This is a genomic window from Hoeflea sp. BAL378 (assembly GCF_000759435.1).
Lineage (GTDB): Bacteria > Pseudomonadota > Alphaproteobacteria > Rhizobiales > Rhizobiaceae > Hoeflea.
The window spans coordinates 1-16091 of record NZ_JRJG01000064.1 but is presented as its reverse complement, the minus strand read 5'-3'; the positions used below and the strand labels follow the sequence as shown (position 1 = coordinate 16091).

At 67.0% G+C, this 16091-nt stretch carries 17 protein-coding genes and 1 pseudogene; 5 read left to right on the top strand and 13 right to left on the bottom strand.

The features are described from left to right. Positions 1–393: pseudogene (locus LL06_RS14610) on the bottom strand (hypothetical protein); the annotation flags it as partial. Between the two features lies 1 nt (position 394). Next, entirely contained in the window at positions 395–2275 is a 1881-nt protein-coding gene (locus LL06_RS26425) for a PAS domain-containing sensor histidine kinase (RefSeq protein ID WP_244447142.1), read from the bottom strand. 448 nt (positions 2276–2723) lie between these two features. Here LL06_RS26425 and LL06_RS14600 point away from each other — a divergent pair, with 448 nt between their 5' ends. Next, positions 2724–3068, top strand: a complete 345-nt coding sequence (locus LL06_RS14600) for a DUF5330 domain-containing protein (RefSeq protein ID WP_152599625.1) — start codon at positions 2724–2726, stop codon at positions 3066–3068. 269 nt (positions 3069–3337) lie between these two features. Then, positions 3338–3766, top strand: coding sequence for a SufE family protein (locus LL06_RS14595; RefSeq protein ID WP_035528247.1), 429 nt, complete (start codon positions 3338–3340; stop codon positions 3764–3766). Here the strand turns inward: LL06_RS14595 and LL06_RS14590 are convergent. The 10 genes from LL06_RS14590 to LL06_RS14545 all read right to left on the bottom strand — a co-directional run bounded on the left by LL06_RS14590 (position 3729) and on the right by LL06_RS14545 (position 12165). Continuing rightward, positions 3729–4541, bottom strand: a complete 813-nt coding sequence (locus LL06_RS14590) for a DUF6456 domain-containing protein (protein ID WP_052161589.1) — start codon at positions 4539–4541, stop codon at positions 3729–3731. The genes LL06_RS14595 and LL06_RS14590 overlap by 38 nt on opposite strands. Continuing rightward, positions 4528–5115, bottom strand: a complete 588-nt coding sequence (locus LL06_RS28255; RefSeq protein WP_244447141.1) for a helix-turn-helix domain-containing protein — start codon at positions 5113–5115, stop codon at positions 4528–4530. The genes LL06_RS14590 and LL06_RS28255 overlap by 14 nt, the downstream gene beginning before the upstream one ends. Positions 5116–5490: 375 nt before the next feature. Continuing rightward, the gene (locus tag LL06_RS14580; protein ID WP_035528245.1) at positions 5491–5916 is read right to left on the bottom strand and encodes a MucR family transcriptional regulator; all 426 of its coding nucleotides are present in this window, start codon (positions 5914–5916) and stop codon (positions 5491–5493) included. Between the two features lie 261 nt (positions 5917–6177). Then, the gene (gene mnhG, locus LL06_RS14575; protein WP_035528242.1) at positions 6178–6516 is read right to left on the bottom strand and encodes a monovalent cation/H(+) antiporter subunit G; all 339 of its coding nucleotides are present in this window, start codon (positions 6514–6516) and stop codon (positions 6178–6180) included. Continuing rightward, positions 6509–6931, bottom strand: coding sequence for a cation:proton antiporter (locus LL06_RS14570; protein ID WP_081963985.1), 423 nt, complete (start codon positions 6929–6931; stop codon positions 6509–6511). The genes mnhG and LL06_RS14570 overlap by 8 nt, the downstream gene beginning before the upstream one ends. Next, positions 6931–7404 (bottom strand): Na+/H+ antiporter subunit E, encoded by a 474-nt coding sequence (locus tag LL06_RS14565; RefSeq protein WP_035528240.1) that lies wholly within the window; start codon positions 7402–7404, stop codon positions 6931–6933. The genes LL06_RS14570 and LL06_RS14565 overlap by 1 nt, the downstream gene beginning before the upstream one ends. Then, positions 7401–8969, bottom strand: a complete 1569-nt coding sequence (locus tag LL06_RS14560; RefSeq protein WP_035528238.1) for a Na+/H+ antiporter subunit D — start codon at positions 8967–8969, stop codon at positions 7401–7403. The genes LL06_RS14565 and LL06_RS14560 overlap by 4 nt, the downstream gene beginning before the upstream one ends. A gap of 10 nt (positions 8970–8979) precedes the next feature. Further along, positions 8980–9357: a Na+/H+ antiporter subunit C gene (locus tag LL06_RS14555; RefSeq protein WP_035528236.1), complete on the bottom strand. Its 378-nt coding sequence runs from the start codon at positions 9355–9357 to the stop codon at positions 8980–8982. Continuing rightward, positions 9357–9776, bottom strand: coding sequence for a Na(+)/H(+) antiporter subunit B (locus tag LL06_RS14550; protein WP_035528234.1), 420 nt, complete (start codon positions 9774–9776; stop codon positions 9357–9359). Before LL06_RS14550 ends, LL06_RS14555 begins: the two co-directional genes overlap by 1 nt. A 1-nt stretch (position 9777) precedes the next feature. Beyond that, positions 9778–12165, bottom strand: coding sequence for a putative monovalent cation/H+ antiporter subunit A (locus LL06_RS14545; RefSeq protein WP_052161588.1), 2388 nt, complete (start codon positions 12163–12165; stop codon positions 9778–9780). A 283-nt stretch (positions 12166–12448) separates the two neighbouring features. Here LL06_RS14545 and msrB point away from each other — a divergent pair, with 283 nt between their 5' ends. From msrB to LL06_RS26895, 3 genes are all read left to right on the top strand, one after another. Beyond that, positions 12449–12856 (top strand): peptide-methionine (R)-S-oxide reductase MsrB, encoded by a 408-nt coding sequence (gene msrB, locus LL06_RS14540; RefSeq protein WP_035528232.1) that lies wholly within the window; start codon positions 12449–12451, stop codon positions 12854–12856. Positions 12857–13095: 239 nt separating this feature from the next. Next, positions 13096–14322, top strand: a complete 1227-nt coding sequence (locus LL06_RS14535) for a PLP-dependent aminotransferase family protein (RefSeq protein WP_035528250.1) — start codon at positions 13096–13098, stop codon at positions 14320–14322. A gap of 34 nt (positions 14323–14356) precedes the next feature. After that, positions 14357–14668, top strand: a complete 312-nt coding sequence (locus tag LL06_RS26895; RefSeq protein WP_081963983.1) for a DUF1272 domain-containing protein — start codon at positions 14357–14359, stop codon at positions 14666–14668. A gap of 5 nt (positions 14669–14673) precedes the next feature. Here the strand turns inward: LL06_RS26895 and LL06_RS14530 are convergent, their stop codons facing one another. After that, positions 14674–15876, bottom strand: coding sequence for an acyltransferase family protein (locus LL06_RS14530; RefSeq protein ID WP_035528230.1), 1203 nt, complete (start codon positions 15874–15876; stop codon positions 14674–14676). Positions 15877–16091 lie beyond the last annotated feature (215 nt).

Sequence of the window (16091 nt, the reverse complement as noted above, 5' to 3'; positions counted from 1 at the left end):
CCGGCTCAGCACCGGGTCGGCGGCGGGCCTGGCGGCCACGCTGACGGGGGCTGCGACCGGGGCGTCGACAGGCACGGGAATCGAGGCTGTCGGCGTTTCGTCGCTGCGCTCGATGCGGAAGGTGGTGACGGTGCGGGCCGGAACGCCGTCGGCCAGGGGCACGGCCGATCGCGGCTTCGCCGAGGTGACGGGCGTCTGCGGTGCTGCGACCTCGCGGGTCTTGAGGATCGGTGCGGGATGCTGGCCCGGCTGGTGCCACAGCGCGTTGGCGGCGACGAAACCGAAGATGACGCTGAAGGCGACGGAGCCGCCGGCCAGCGACGGATGCTCCGCCACCAGCGTGCCCAGCAGTCGCAGGAGGCCGCGGCCGGGGCCGGGTTCGTCCTCAAACATCTCAGGCGCTGAGCGCTGTCTCGACATGGTCTTCAATCCTGTGGTTCAGTTCTTTTCTCAAGGGCCTCGGCAGGACCGGCGGGAAGGCGATGGCTTCCGCCTGGCCCGGCTCCGAGGCCTCGCGGTTGGCGCCCGATCCGTCGGCGGGCAGATCGATGCTCACCACCGTGCCCTGGCCTTCGGTGCTGTCGATGCGGAAGACGCCGCCATGCAGGTCGACCAGGCCCTTGACCAGCGACAGGCCGAGCCCGGTGCCCTCGTATTGGCGCGCCAGCCCGTTCTGCGCCTGGACGAAGGGTTCGCCGATGCGGGCGAGCTTCTCGGCGGGAATGCCGATTCCGGTGTCGCTGACGGTGAGCAGGAAGCGGCCGCCGCTCACCGCTGCGTCAACATTGACGACGCCGCCGGGCTCGGTGAACTTGATGGCGTTGCCGACCAGATTGATCAGGATCTGGTGCAGGGCGCGCCGGTCGGCCGTGATCTCGCCCACGCCGCGCGCCAGCCGGCGGGTGAGCGTGACGCCGCGGTTGGATGCCTGCAGCCGCAGCATGGCGTCGCAACTGTCGATCACCTCGCCCACCGCGAAGGGCTCGACGAAGACCTCGTAGCGGCCCGATTCGATCTTGGACATGTCGAGCATGGTGTTGACCAGCGACAGGAGGTGCTCGCCCGACTGGTGGATGAGGCCCACATATTCGCGCTGCCGGTCGTTCTCGAAGGCGCCGAAATATTCGCGCGCGAGAATGTCGGAGAAGCCGATGATGGCGTTGAGCGGCGTGCGCAGCTCGTGGCTGACGGCGGCGAGGAACCGCGTCTTGGCGGCGTTGGCGGTCTCCGCCTCCTCGATCAGCGCATCGGTCCTGAGCCGGCCCTCGACGTCGGCCGAGATGTCGCGGGTCTGCGCCAGCACGCTCATGAGCCGGCCGTCGGGTCCGAGCTCGGCGCAGAGCCAGACGGCGGCGTGGACGAATTGCGCGCTCGCGCCGATGCTGTCGAAGCGGATCTCGACCTGCTGGCGGGCCTCGCCGCGGCGCAGCCGGTCGAAGGCGTCGAGGAAGGCGATCCGGTCGGCGACATGGATGCGGTTGACGTAGCCCTTGCCGGTGAGGTCGCCGATGCGGCCGGTGAAGCCGGCCCGGTCGGCGCCGGCGACGGCGATCACCTCGCCGCGGGAATCATGGCGGGTGACAAGGCCCGGAAGGGCGTCGAAGAGGTCGATGGCGGCAGCGCCGTCGGCGGCTGCGGCGGGCTCGCCCTGCTCGACCGCGGCCGGCTCGGGGGCCTGTGCCGTTTCGAGGCAGGCGGCGAGGCCGCGCACCAGCGCATAGAGAGCGAATGACAGGCCGGTGGCGAAAAGCGCGCCGTCGGGCGCCGGATAAGCGGGCAGGAAAGCGCCGAGCGCCGCCACGCCCAGCAGCGCCGTGACCGCGTCGAGCGCGCCGATGCCAAGCCCGGACAGGCGCCGCGACTGGATCGCCGCCTCGAGCGGAATGAGCGCCAGCAGCGGCAGGAACGGCGAGGCCAGGCCGCCGCTCAGCAAGGCCAGGGCGCCGAGCGCAAAGGCCGTCGCGAACACCGCCAGGCGGCCGGCGATGGCGGGCGATCCGGTGGAGGCGAGCACCCCGGCGATGGCGATCGGCATGGCCGCCGCCGTCAGCGCGCCGGCGATGGCCTGAGGCCAGGAAAACGCGGTCAGAAGCACGGGAACGGCGATCACCGGGGTGAGGATGGCGCTCGACAGACAGGCGGTCATGGCGGTGACGCGGGAGGCGTGGCGGGCCTCGGCGTCACGCTCTCCGGACACGGGCTGACCCAGCCAGGATTCGGCGGTCTGCCGTCCGGCGAGTTTCACTCTGTCGATGAAGAAATCCAATTTTGTCACTGCCGAATCCAGACACGCCGCAGTCTTTTTCTGTTGGCCGATCCTGCCAGCGCCGACTTAAGGAAAGGATAAGCCGGGGGCCGCGCGGGGGCCGAAAGCCGGCGATTCGGACCGCCTGCGCAGGTGAAAAGCCGGCTTTGGGGAACATGGTTAATGCGGGCTTTCCGGGCGTGTACAGGACTTCGCCCTCCCCGCAGAAACTTGGCGAATCGGCGGTTTAGACAGGCTTCGGCGATCTGTAACGGGCGCCCCGAGATGGCCCGGCGCGGCCGATCCGCCCCGAAATGGCACGATTCCGGGGTATCGCTAAAATTTTCGGCAAATTTGGCTCAAAACATCGCCTCCGCTTCAAATCGGCCTTGAACATTGTCGATCATGATCCCGGTCAAGTTCGGGACAACCCGGGCAACCCCGTCCAAAGATGGCGGGCAACAGGAAGGGCTTTCTCATGTGGTTTCTGATCAAGGGAAGTTTCTGGTTCGCGCTGGTGCTGATCGCGCTGCCGTTCCTCGACACCAATTCGAAAGAGGCGCTCGACACCGCGCCGCCGCTGGAAGTCGGCCAGAGCGTCGCCGCCGCCGTGGCGGCCTTTGAGGACATCAAGCAGATCTGCGTGCGCAATCCGGAGGTCTGCGAGACCGGCAGCGAGACCTTCGCCGCGCTCGGCATCCGCGCCAGGGAAGGCGCGCGCATCGCCTACCAGTTCCTCGATTCCCAATTCGCCGGCGACAACGCCGAACTCGCGGGCGGCGACGCCGAACTCGTCACCGGGTCGCTGCAGCAGACCCGCTAGGGTCCGCGCCCATCAGGGTCCGGACGCCACCCGATCGGGCTGCACCCTCGCTTCACGGGTGCCGCGATCAAAGCGTCCGCCGCCGCAGGCATGATGCACAGGACTGCCACCTCAAGCCGCACCTCACGCGCCGCCACCGGGACCTGCCCTTCCTCCCGGTGGCGCTTTTTTTTGACCAGGCCTTCCGCCTCCGGCCCGGAATTGCTCAGCCGCGGGGTGCACTTGCGGGCAAATTGGCCTATATGACCGGTCAGGCACAGGACCCGCGCATGAGCAAGCTGCAAACCATCTTCGACGATTTCGAATATCTGGACGACTGGGAAGACCGCTACCGCTATCTCATCGAGATCGGCAAGGCGCTGCCCGAGATGCCCGAAGCCGAGCACACCGACGCCAACAAGGTGAAGGGCTGTGCCAGCCAGGTCTGGCTGGTGGCCGAGACCGAGCCGGGCGAGCCGGGCGATCCGGTGATGATCTTCCGCGGCGATTCCGACGCCCATATCGTCCGCGGCCTGGTGGCGATCGTGCTGGCGGCGACATCGGGCGAGAAGGCCTCCGCGGTCGAAAGCCTCGACGAGGCGGAACTGATGGCGCGGCTGGGGCTCGGCGAGCACCTGTCGCCGCAGCGCGCAAACGGACTGAGATCCATGGTGATGCGCATCAAGGCGCATGCGGCGGCGGCGCGGGCGGCCGGCTGACGCGGGGCCGGCGCGGCGCATCGTAGTGCCGAGCGAGCGCCGCGAGCGCGGTGCGCAGCATCAGCTTGGCCGCGCGGGCCGGCCATTGCCGCTCGCGCTCGATATCGCCGAGCCCCTTGAGGAAACAGCACACATCGACGAGCACGCCGGCCAGCTCCGGGCCGACATCGTCGAGCGCCGCGTCGACCCTGAGCCGCGCCGACAGCGCCGCATCGGTGATCTCGCCGCCGCCGGCCGCGCCCGGCTGGCGCGGGGTTCGCACCGGCTCCCAGCGCTGGCCGAGCGAGGGCAGCATCTGTCCGCGGGTGAAATCCGCCCTCAGCCGCTCGCCGGCTTCGACCTGGGCCGGATCGAGGTACAGGGCGCCGTCCCTGGTCCTGATCCGCGCCAGCGCGGCAAGCGGCGATTCGCTGAGATTGACGCTCATTTGCCCTTGCTCCGGATCGGACGCCGCCGCCAGTGTCCGGTGCTGGTCCTGAAAGGCGCTGTCGGGGTCGCACAGCCAGCGCCGGAGCGCCGCCCGGCCTTCGGGCGTCGCCGCATAGACACGCGCCCCGCCCGCGCCCGCCTGCGACACTTTGTCCGTCACCAATCCGCGCCCGAGAGCCGCCGCGAGCAGCCCGGCGTCGACCGTCAGGCTCGATCCGTCGGTTCGCGCGAGCGTGATTCGGCCTGACCGGGCCGGCGACCGCGGACCGCAGGCGGCGTCGCGGGAGACAAAGCGCAGCAGCGCCGCCAGCGCCTTGCGCGACCCGCGCGCCTCAGAGCCCGGCATGATCACCCCCGAACGGCGCGAAGACCGCCTCGATGCAGCGCTCGCAGCGCTCGACAAACCGGTCGTAGCCGACGTCGTCGCGGCGGTCCTCCACCACCGCGCAGGCGTGGACGACGGTGGTGCGGTCGCGGCCAAACGCCACGGCTATGGTCCGGTAGGGAACCGACAGGACCACGTGGGAGAGATAGATGGCGATCTGGCGCACATGGCATCCCCGCCTGCGGCCCGCCACGGCACCGGGCAGATCGCGCTCGCCCGCCATGGCGGACAGTTCCGCCATCAACCGCCAGACGATACGGCACCGGAGCACATCGACGGGATGCGCCCGGCTCCCGGCAGCACCGCCGCGGCGGGGCGCGCGCCCGGGACGCTCCGCCCTGCCCGGCCCGTCGCCTGCGCCGGCCGCGCAGATCAGCCCGACCATGTCGGCGATCGCCGCGAGCGCCACATCGCTCTCGCTCGAGGCTGCCGTGCCGGTGAAGGCATTGGCGCGGGCCGGCGCCGGGGCCGCGCAGTAAGGGCGCCGAGGGGTGTCGTGGCCCGGGGCGCCAGAATGTCCGTGGTGATCCGCCATGATGAAAATCTCCGTTTATAGGAATATTTTCTTACATGATATGCAGATCACGGGGACGTGCAGCCACCCATCGGCTGCATCCTATCGTTGTTTTTTCAGCGTTTTCAATGAAACTCCCCGTTTTTACAAGGAATTTTTTCCTCACGCTTTGCGCCCATCCGCGGCGGCAGGGCGCTCGGCCGGGACGGCGGCCGGCGGTCCCGGCGGGGCTAGGACGATCCGGGCACAAAAAAACCGTGGCCGGAGCCACGGTTGTTTCAGGTCTTGCGGCCATGATCGGATCAGGCCGCAACTGTGCGCGCCGGGCTTGCGTGGAACCGCCGGGTCTGGGTTGACGACCGACCCCGGACGATGTCTGGAAGTCCCGACTGCGACTTACTTGGCGCCGCGCTTGCGCTTCTGGCCCAGGCCCATTTCCTTTGCCAGACGCGAGCGCGCCTCGGCATAGGCAGGCGCAACCATCGGATAGTCGGCCGGCAGTTCCCATTTCTCACGGTACTGCTCGGGAGTCAGTCCGTAATGGGTCATCAGGTGGCGTTTGAGCGACTTGAACTTCTGGCCGTCTTCCAGGCAGATCAGGTAGTCGTTCTGGATGGAACGGCGCACCGAAACTGCCGGCTTGGGCTTTTCGACGATTTCTTCCATCGGGGTTGTCGCCCCGCCAAGCGCCATGTGCACCTGGGAAATCACGCTCGGAAGATCATTCGCGGCAACAGAATTGTTGCTTACATAGGCCGCAACAATTTCGGCGGTCAGTTCGATCAACAGATCGGCGCCATTGTCTTTGTGTGCTTCTGTCATAGTCTGGTCCTAACTTTTCAATCAAACAGCCTGGCATGGTTGCAGAAGAAACTGGTTACAAAAGAACCCACGTTCCGCGCGGCAAGCTGCGAGAATTGGTTTACCGGAATCCCAAGGTTTCACAAGTACTAATTCTTATAACATGACCGGCGAATTAATAAAACATATCAAAAGATATTACCGGTCTATAATTTACGCGCGTAATCCTGATCGGAATGAATTCTTAAGTTGCATAATAGAAATGTCTTGTTCGACATTTTACTATTTATCGTCTTCAGGAGCCATTTCGTCCCGGACCGAAGACGAATGCAGCCGGTAGCCGACCGCATAGGCGGCCTTGGCGAGAAGATGCGAGGACACCGGCGCGGTCAGCAGGAAGAACACCACGCCGGCCAGCGCCCGCGACATGGTGCCGAAGTCGTGGGCGTGAATGGCGAGCGCAATCAGCGCCAGGCAGGAGCCCATGGTGCCGGCCTTGGAGGCGGCGTGGATGCGGGTGTAAAGATCGGGCAGGCGCAGCAGCCCGATCGCTGCGATCAGGGTGAAGACCGATCCGATCAGCAGCAGAAGCGCGGAAATCAGCGTCAGGATTTCAGTCATGGCGCGGCTCTCCCCCGGTTGCGCCGGCGGCCGGTCCCGGCCGGGCGGCGGCCTTCGACGCGGCCTTGGTCGCGGTGCGGGCTTCGCGGCGGGCGTCGGCGGCGGCCTGGCGGACTTCGGTGAGGATGTCCTCCTCGGTCTTGCCGCGCGACATGACGAAGCGGGCGAAGGCGACGGTGGCGAGAAAGCCCACCAGGCCGAGCGCGATGGCCACGTCGACATAGAGCGCATAGCCGGTCTTGATGCCGATCACGGCGATGAAGCCGATGGCGATCGCCACCAGCATGTCCAGCCCCAGGATCCGGTCCGGCAGGGTCGGTCCCTTGACGATGCGGTAGATGGTGATCAGGAACGACAGGCAGAGGCTGCCCAGCGCAATCATCACGGCGTAGTCGAAGAGGCTTGCGACGCTGATCACCGGAACGCCTCCATGATCTTGCGCTCGAAGCCTTCGGCGATGTCGCGCCGGGTGGCGTCGGGATCGGAGGCGTCCATGGCGTGGACATAGAGCGTGCGGCGGTCATCCGACACATCCACAGACAAGGTGCCGGGGGTGAGCGTGATGAGGTTGGCGAGCATGGTGATCTCGAAATCGCGGTCGACCCGGAGCGGATAGGCGAAGATGCCGGGCTTGAGGTCCATGCGCGGCGACAGCACGATCACCGCCACGCGCCAGGCCGACAGCACCAGTTCGTAGAGAAACAGCAGGAACAGCGAGATCACCCGCCGGGCGCGGGAGAAATAGCCGATCGAGCCCACCTGCTCGCGGATCAGCGACAGCGCGAAGATGGCCAGCACGAAGCCGAAGGCGAAATTGAGGAAGGTGAAGGATCCGGTGACCGCCGACCACGCCAGCGCCAGCAGCACATTGACCAGGAACAGGCTCATTGGGACGCCTCCGCGGGAAACACCGACTGCACATAGGCGGACGGATCGAGCAATCCGCGCGCGGCGTCCTGGGCCAGGGCCATGACAGGCTCGGGCCAGACGCCCGCGGCCACGCTCAGGGCCACCAGTCCGGCCAGCGCGACGGTGGCGCCGACCGGCAGCGGGGTCGCTGCGGCCGCCTCCCCCGCCTCACCCGGCGCGGGACGCCAGTAGGCCAGCACCCAGATCCGGCCGACGGTGATGGTGGTGAGCAGCCCGGTCACCAGGATCGCGCCCGCCAGCCACCAGGCGCCGACATCGAGCGAGGCCTTGACCAGCATGATCTTGGGCCAGAGGCCGGAGAACGGCGGCAGGCCGGCGACCGAGAGGAACAGCACCAGCGTCAACGCCGCGATCAGTCCGCTCCTTGCGTAAAGCCCGCCCGCGCGCGTGAGCTCGAAGCCGCCGCCGAGCCGCGCGCCGATGCCCACGGCGAAATAGAGCGCCGTCATCACCACCATGGAATGGGCGGCATAGAAGATCGCCCCGGCAAGACCCGCCGGGCTGCCGAGCGCCAGCCCGGCCATCATCACGCCGATACCGGAGATAACCAGGAAGCCGAGCGCGCGGCGGATGTCGTTCTGCGCCAGCGCGCCGACCACGCCCAGGATCATGGTCAGCGCCGCGACGATGGCGATGACGAGCGACAGGGCCTCGCGCTCGAACGGAAACAGCATGCCGAGGATCCGGAGCAGCGCGTAGATGCCGACCTTGGTGAGCAGGCCTGCGAACAGCGCCGAGACCACCAGCCGCGGCGTGTGGTAGGAGGCGGGCAGCCAGAAATTGACCGGAAACGCCGCCGCCTTCATGGCAAAGGCCAGCAAATACAGGGTGACCAGCGTCATCAGCGGCGCCGTACCGCGCAGCTCGGACGCCTTGACGGCGATGTCGGCCATGTTCAGCGTGCCGAACAGGCCGTAGAGATAGCCGGTGGCGACCAGGAACAGCGTGGTGGCGATCAGGTTCAGGAAGGCATACTTGACCCCGCCGTCGAGCTGCGCGCGCTCCGAGCCCAGCACCAGCAGGCCGAAGGAGGAGATCAGCAGCACCTCGAACCAGACATAGAGGTTGAAGATGTCGCCGGTCATGAAGGCGCCGAGGATGCCGGCCATGATCAGCACCAGGAACGGGTAGAAGCCGTAGCGGCGGCCCGAATCGTCGACGTCGGTGCGGCCGTAGATCCCCGCCGCGAGCGCCACGCAGGAGGCGGTGGCGGCGAAGAACGCGCCCAGCAGGTCGACGGTGAAGGAGATCCCGAACGGCGGCAGCCAGCGGCCCATGGTCATGGTGACGGTGCCGTTGGCGATCACGTGCCACACCAGCGCCAGCGTCATCAGCACGAGCACGCCCAGCGCCGGAATGGCGATCAGCGGCTGCACCCTGGTGTTCTTGCGCAGCATCACCAGCACGGCGCCCACCAGGATGCACCAGACCACCGGGGCCGCGACCAGCCAGTCGGCGGCCGCGACCGGACCCGTCACATAGACGGCGGAGAGATCGACAAGGGGGGCGCTTTGCGAAGCCATCGTCGGTCCCTCAGTAGCCCAGAGGCGGCGAAGGATCGCTCACCGGTTCGGCCAGGCGCATCTCGTCGGATCGGTCGGTTTCCAGTTTCTGGAAGGCGCGGAAGCCGAGCACGAGCAGAAAGGCGAAAAACGAGAATGAAATCACGATGGCCGTCAGGATCAGCGCCTGCGGCAGCGGGTTGGCGGCGCCCGCCGCGAGCACGTCGGACCCCGAGCCGATCACCGGCGGCACCTCGCGCGTGACGCGGCCGGCGGTGAAGATCAGCAGATTGACCGCGTTGCCGAGGATGGCCGCGCCCATCAGGATGCGGATCACATGCTTGGACAGGAACAGGTAGAAGGCGACGGTGAACAGCGCGCCGACCAGGATGGCGAAAAGCGGCTCCATCAGTCGCGGTCTCCTTCTTCGAGCCCGAGCGCGATCGAGCTGATGGCGCCGACGACGACCAGGTAGACCCCGACGTCGAAGACGAGCACGCTCGACAGCGCCAGCTCGACGCCGAACAGGCTCGGATAGATCCACAGCCCGGTCATGTAGGGCACGCCGGCGAACACCGAGAGCACCCCTGCCAGGGCTGCCATGAACAGACCCACGGCCGAAATCGCCATGGGATGGAAATGGATGGCGCGGCGGACCGCGGCGACGCCGCAGGCAATGCCGTAGATGGCCAGCGCCGAGGCGGCGATCAGCCCGCCGATGAAGCCGCCGCCGGGCTCGTTGTGGCCGCGCAGCAGCACGAAGATCGAGAACAGCACCATCAGACTGGTGAGGAACGGTGCGATCGAGCGGAAGATGAGCGTCCGCATCTTATCTGACCTCCGCTGACTGGGCCGGCACGGGGGCCTGGTCTGGATCATTGTCGGCGATCGCGCCGGCGCGGGGCGTGCGGATGCGGATCAGCGACAGGATGGCGAGGCCGGTCACCATGACGACGGCGATCTCGCCCAGCGTGTCGGTGCCGCGGAAGTCGACGATGATGACGTTGACGACATTGGCGCCGTGGGCGACGACCTTGGAATAGGCCGAGAAGAAATCGCTGAGCGCGGTGTTGAACGGCTGCTGGGTCACCGCCAGAAGATACAGCATGAAGCCGCCGCCGCAGGCGAGCGACACCGTGAGATCGACGAGCTTGCGTCCGGTCGGACGATGGTCCGCCGAGGTCAACTTGAGCCGCGTCATCACCAAAGCGAGGATGACCACGGCCAGCGTTTCGACCATGAACTGGGTGAAGGACAGATCGGGCGCGCCGAACAGCATGAAGATCAGCGCCACCGCGAAGCCCTGAATGCCGAGCGAGACGATCGCGGTCAGCCGGTCGCGCGCATAGATGACGGCGAGCAGCCCGATGAAGGCGATGGCGATGACCACGAGTTCATGGAACTGCGCGTCGGCCGGCCAGACCGGCATCGACGGCCATTCGCCATACCAGGCCATCGGCCCGATCAGCGCAAGGGCCACCATCAGGAAGGTCACGGTCATGTAGATGTCGAGCCGCCCGGGCTGGACCAGGCGGGTGACGGCGACCGACAGCCGCACCAGGCCGGAGATGAGCTGGTCGAAGCCGCGGTCGGGGCCCCAGCCGATGGCCGCCAGCAGCCAGGCGATCCCCGCCCGCAGCCGGTCGTGCATCAGGTAGGCGACGATGCCGAAGGCGACAGTGACGAGCGACAGGATCAGCGCCGGGCCCATGTGCGGGATCACCGAGATCGACACGGTCTCGGCTTGTCCGGCGACCGCGCTGGCCATCGGCGAGGAAATGAAGCGGTGGGTGAGCGGCGACAGGATCGCGGAGACCAGGGCGGTCACGCCGAGCAGCAGCGGGCCGAGCCACAGCAGCGCCGGGCCCTCGTGGGGAACCTGGGGGGTCTCGACCTTCGCGCCGAAGAACGGTTTGATGGCGACGGCGAAGCCGATGACGAACATCAGCCCGTTGCCCACCACCGCCACGGCGACGAAGGCCAGCGACCAGGGATCGGTGGCCCAGAGCGCGTAATAGATCTCCTCCTTGGCGAGGAAGCCCACGAAGGGCGGCAGGCCGGCCATGGAGATCGCCGCCGCCATGGCCGCCAGGAAGGTGATCGGCATCGCCTTGCGCAGGCCGCCGAGCCCGGTGATGTCGCGGCTGCCGGTCTCGTGGTCGATCAGGCCCGCGACCATGAACAGCGCGCCCTTGAACAGCGAATGCGCCACCAGATAGAGCACGGCCGCGGCGATGGCGTGTTCGGAGCCGAAGCCGGTCAGCATCACCAGGAGTCCGAGCGAGGAGACGGTGGTGTAGGCGAGCATCAGCTTGAGATCGGTCTGGCGGATGGCGAGCAGCGTGCCGACGATCAGCGTGGTTCCGCCGAACACCGGCAGAATGGTCTCCCACCAGGCGGTGTCGCCCAGCACCGGGTTGAGCCGCATCAGCAGATAGACGCCGGCTTTGACCATGGTGGCCGAATGCAGGTAGGCCGACACCGGCGTCGGCGCCTCCATGGCGTTGGGCAACCAGAAATGCAGCGGGAACTGCGCCGATTTGGAGAAGGCGCCGCCCAGGACCAGCAGCAGCGCCAGCAGGTAGAACGGGCTCGCGCGCAGATCGTCGCCATAGGTGAGCAGCAGCGAGATCTGGCTCACGCCGGTGATGTTCCAGATCACCAGGAGGCCCGCCAGCAACGCCAGGCCGCCGCCGCCGGTGACCACCAGCGCCTGGATGGCGGCGCGGCGCGAGGCCTCGCGGGTGTGGTCGAAGCCGATCAGCAGGAAGGAGGTGATCGAGGTCAGCTCCCAATAGACGAACAGCATCAGGAAACTGTCGGAGACGACGACGCCGAGCATCGCCCCCATGAACAAGAGCATGAACGAGAAGAAGCGGCCGAGTTGCGCGTCGCCCTTCAGGTAACCGCCCGAATAGAGGATGATCAGCGCGCCGATGCCCGAGATCAGAAGCGCGAAAGTCAGCGACAATCCGTCGATCAGCCAGGAAAAGCTGACATTGAAGGAGGGAACCCAGGCGAAGCCGCCGGTGACGACGCCGCCGTCCGCCATCTCGCCGGCAAAGCCCAGGAAATGGATGAAGATCGCGAGCGGCGCGAGCGCCAGAATCCACGCCGCGTTGTGACCCAGGCGACGGGTCATCCATGGGGCAATCAACGCCGCCAGAAACGGCAACATCAGAACAAGTAAAGTCGTTGCTGGCGCGGCAGCGCTCATCAAAGTTCCCCGGGGACGGCTTTCAAAATACCGCTTAACACGGTTTTTGTTCCCGTCACTTAGTCATCACGCGCGACAAGGACAAGGCAATTCCCTGCATTATTGGTGGAAAACGGACTTCGTTCCAGCCGAAAACCCGCCTGCGCCCCAGTGCCGGCGCCCCGGTGGAGACATTACGCCGCACCCCGGGCCGGCCCGGGGCCGCCTGATTCTCCCGCAGGGCCGCCGGCCGGCTTGCCAGCCGTCCCGCTTGTTCTATGATTGTCCCGCAGGAGACCGGCGCATGAGCGATGACAAGCCCGTGAAAACGATGAGGACCGACGCCGAGTGGCGCGCGCTGCTCACGCCCGAGCAGTACCGGGTGACGCGCAAGCACGGCACCGAGCGGGCCTTCACCGGACCCAACTGGGACACCAAGGCGGCGGGGCTCTATCGCTGCGTGTGCTGCGACCGCGCCCTGTTCCGCTCCGAGACCAAGTTCGACTCCGGCACCGGCTGGCCGAGCTTCACCGCGCCCGTCGCACCCGAGGCGGTGAGCGAGCACAGGGACCGCTCCTTCTTCATGGTCCGCACCGAAGTGCGCTGCGCCGACTGCGACGCGCATCTGGGCCATGTCTTCCCCGACGGGCCGGCGCCCACAGGCCTGCGCTACTGCATGAACGGCACCGCCATGACGTTCGAGCCGGACTGAAAAAAAACTGCCGCCGATAATAGGTCAGCATTGTTGACATAAATTCGCGTTCGTGCTCAATCTTGCTTCCAGACTGCCGCAGACGCATGTTTGTTGCGCCCACCAGCTCACAAGCGGGCGCGCACAACATTCATCCCGTCCCGGCGCTTCGCACCACCGCGTTCGATCGGGCGTCGCGGCGCCCATGGGAGAAAGACATGTCCACGCAGATGCAACAGGATGGAGCGCAGCCCGCAGCGATGGCGGCCGGCCACGGTCTCGACTGGCCCGCGCTTTTCGCCACGCGGGCGGAGCGGATGAAGGCGTCGGAGATCCGCGAGTTGCTCAAGCTGCTCGACCAGCCCGACGTGATCTCGTTCGCCGGCGGCATTCCCGATCCGGCGCTGTTTCCGGCCGAGGAATTCGGCGCCGCCCTGACCGCGGCGCTGTCAGGCGACACGAAAGGGGCTGCGCTGCAGTATTCGGTCAGCGAGGGCTACAGGCCGCTGCGCGAGTGGCTGGTCACCCGCATGGCCTCGCTCGGCGTGACCTGCACCGCCGACAACATCGTCATCACCTCGGGCTCGCAGCAGGCGCTCGACTATCTCGGCAAGCTGTTCCTGTCCAAGGGCGACACCGCGCTGGTCGGCTGGCCCACCTATCTGGGCGCGCTGCAGGCGTTCAATGCCTACGAGCCGAATTACGACCGGCTGACGCCGCTTGCCAACCGTCCGGCGGCCGACTACCGCGAGACCGCCGCGGCAAAAGGCGGCGCCGTGAAATTCGCCTATGCCTCGGCTGATTTCGCCAATCCCACCGGCGAAACGCTGAGCGAGAGCGCGCGGTCGAGCATTCTCGATCTGGCGACCGAGCTCGACATCGCCGTGATCGAGGACGCCGCCTACCAATCGCTGCGCTATGACGGGGACGAGATCCCTCCCCTGCTCGCGCTCGACATCGCCCGCACGGGTTCGATCGAGGCCAGCCGCACGATCTACTGCGGCAGCTTCTCCAAGACGCTCGCGCCGGGCCTGCGCGTCGGCTGGGTCTGCGCCGCAAAGCCGGTGATCTCGAAACTGGTGCTGATCAAGCAGGCGGCGGACCTGCATTCGGCGACGCTCAACCAGATGGCGATCCACACCGTTGCTTCCCGGGGCTTCGAAGCCCAGTTGGCCAAGATCCGCGACAGCTACCGCGCGCGACGCGACGCCATCCTGGCAGCACTCGACCGCCACATGCCCGACGGCGTGACCTGGACGAGGCCGAATGGCGGCATGTATGTCTGGGTCACCCTGCCCGAGGGCTTCGACGGCGCAGCCCTTCTGGCCGAAAGCCTGAAGACCGAACGCGTGGCCTTCGTCCCCGGCCGCGCCTTCTTCGCCGACGGCTCCGGCGCCAACACGATCCGGTTGTCGTTTTCCTGTGCGAGCGAGGCGATGATCGACGAGGGCATCAAGCGGCTGGGGCGGGTGATCGGCCGCGGCTGACGCCGCCGCCGCCATCCCCCGCGGAGGATCCGTCATGGCGCTGGAACTCAGACCCAACTGCGAATGCTGCGACAAGGATCTGCCACCGCATGCGACCGATGCGCGGATCTGCACTTTCGAGTGCACCTTCTGCGCCCATTGCGTCGACACTATCCTGTTGAATGTATGCCCCAATTGTGGTGGCGGGTTTGCGCCCCGGCCGATAAGGCCCGCCACCGAATGGCGGCCCGGACTGTCGGTCGCCAAACGTCCGCCGTCAATGACCCGGCGGCGGATGTCCTTTTCAGCGGAAGATGCGGCGGCCTTTTCGCAGCGGCTCAAGGATATTCCGCCGCACGAACGCTGAGCCACTCAGCCCCTCGAGGGATAGGGCCGGTCGGTCGACAGCGCCAGCGGCTGGGACTGGGCTGTGGCGGGGGCGCGCTTGGGAGCCACGCCGTTGAACATCAGCGTGAGCACCGGGCTGCGGCGGACCGCCAGATGGATGGCGTAGGCGATGAGGCCCGCGGCCGGCGCGATCACCAGGAACTCGACCACCGGCGGCAGGTCGACCAGCAGGAACAGCGTCGCCAGCACATAGATCACCGGGTGGTGGAACAGGTAGATGGTGAAGGAGGCGTCGACCAGCTTGCGGACGCGGGCGTCGGGATGGCTGAAATGCCGCCGGGCGAGACTGGAGATGAAGCCCACGATCATCAGCGCGCCGAAGATGCCCGCCATCACCGTGAGCGTGTGGGCGGCAAGCCCCGAGGGGGGGATCTGCGACAGCGTCACCAGGCCCACGCCCAGGCCCCCCATCACCGGACCCGGCCTCAGCAGCAGGTCCTGCAGCGTCCCGCTGTAGAACAGCGCCACGCCGAAGAAGAAGTAGGGCGCGTAGAGATTGTAGTTGATCGCGGCGTTGCCGTAATAGGGGCTGGCGCCCACGATCGCCGTCTGCGCCTGGGCGCAAAGCTGGCAGATGGCAGCGAAGGCCGACAGCGACAGGATGCGGTTGTCGCCGATCCAGGCGACGAGACCTTCGGCCCGCCGGCGCAGCCCTGCCGAGCCCACAAGCGCGTAGAGCGCCGCGAGCGCCACGCAATAGGCGATCAGCGCCCAGAGGAACCACAGGTGCGAGATCCAGGGCTCGCCGAAATGGGTGAGTTCTTGCGCCATGTGTCCCGGCACCGCGGCCCAGGGCAGAGCGCCGGCGACGCCCAGCGCCACGGACTGGACCACGATCTGGAACGGCAGGATCAGAAGCGTGGCGAACAGGAGCGGCAGGCCGAGGCGGACGAGCCGGCTCCGCAGCCAGCGCGCCGCGCCCTGGCGGTCGAGCAGCATGACCGAGAACAGGCCCGCCAGGATGAAGAACCCCGGCATGCGGAAGGTGTGGAGGAAATTGGCCAGCCAGGTCAGCGCCTGGCTCTTGTCGGGCGAGCTGACCGACCATTCATGGCTGAGCGAATAGACGACGGCGGCGTGGAACGGAATGCCCAGCACAAGATAGAGCGCCCTGGAGAAATCCCAGTCATGCAGGCGCTCCTGCTTTCGGCCGGTGCCCGTGCCCATCGCCAGTCTCCATTCCATTCCGTCAAGCGGCCCTTTCGGGCTCATGCGATGATGGCAGAGGGAGGTTAAGGTCGGTTTGCGGGAAAGGCGCGGATTTTAATCAATCGCCCGATCGCGCGGATAGCCCGCCTGAGCAGCGCGAAGCGCGCGGCGGGACAGGGCAGGCTCAATGAATGTCAAAGGGAGATAAAAACGGCCAGCCGGCGGGGGGGGGG

Coding starts and splice junctions, on each gene's coding strand:
- LL06_RS14530 (WP_035528230.1), bottom strand. CDS start 15,876: ATGGGCACGGGCACCGGCCGAAAGCAGGAGCGCCTGCATGACTGGGAT.
- LL06_RS28255 (WP_244447141.1), bottom strand. CDS start 5,115: ATGGCGGATCACCACGGACATTCTGGCGCCCCGGGCCACGACACCCCT.
- mnhG (WP_035528242.1), bottom strand. CDS start 6,516: ATGACTGAAATCCTGACGCTGATTTCCGCGCTTCTGCTGCTGATCGGA.
- msrB (WP_035528232.1), top strand. CDS start 12,449: ATGAGCGATGACAAGCCCGTGAAAACGATGAGGACCGACGCCGAGTGG.
- LL06_RS14560 (WP_035528238.1), bottom strand. CDS start 8,969: ATGGCTTCGCAAAGCGCCCCCCTTGTCGATCTCTCCGCCGTCTATGTG.
- LL06_RS26895 (WP_081963983.1), top strand. CDS start 14,357: ATGGCGCTGGAACTCAGACCCAACTGCGAATGCTGCGACAAGGATCTG.
- LL06_RS14580 (WP_035528245.1), bottom strand. CDS start 5,916: ATGACAGAAGCACACAAAGACAATGGCGCCGATCTGTTGATCGAACTG.
- LL06_RS14565 (WP_035528240.1), bottom strand. CDS start 7,404: ATGAGCCTGTTCCTGGTCAATGTGCTGCTGGCGCTGGCGTGGTCGGCG.
- LL06_RS14535 (WP_035528250.1), top strand. CDS start 13,096: ATGGCGGCCGGCCACGGTCTCGACTGGCCCGCGCTTTTCGCCACGCGG.
- LL06_RS14545 (WP_052161588.1), bottom strand. CDS start 12,165: ATGAGCGCTGCCGCGCCAGCAACGACTTTACTTGTTCTGATGTTGCCG.
- LL06_RS14590 (WP_052161589.1), bottom strand. CDS start 4,541: ATGCCGGGCTCTGAGGCGCGCGGGTCGCGCAAGGCGCTGGCGGCGCTG.
- LL06_RS14550 (WP_035528234.1), bottom strand. CDS start 9,776: ATGCGGACGCTCATCTTCCGCTCGATCGCACCGTTCCTCACCAGTCTG.
- LL06_RS14600 (WP_152599625.1), top strand. CDS start 2,724: ATGTGGTTTCTGATCAAGGGAAGTTTCTGGTTCGCGCTGGTGCTGATC.
- LL06_RS14555 (WP_035528236.1), bottom strand. CDS start 9,357: ATGGAGCCGCTTTTCGCCATCCTGGTCGGCGCGCTGTTCACCGTCGCC.
- LL06_RS14595 (WP_035528247.1), top strand. CDS start 3,338: ATGAGCAAGCTGCAAACCATCTTCGACGATTTCGAATATCTGGACGAC.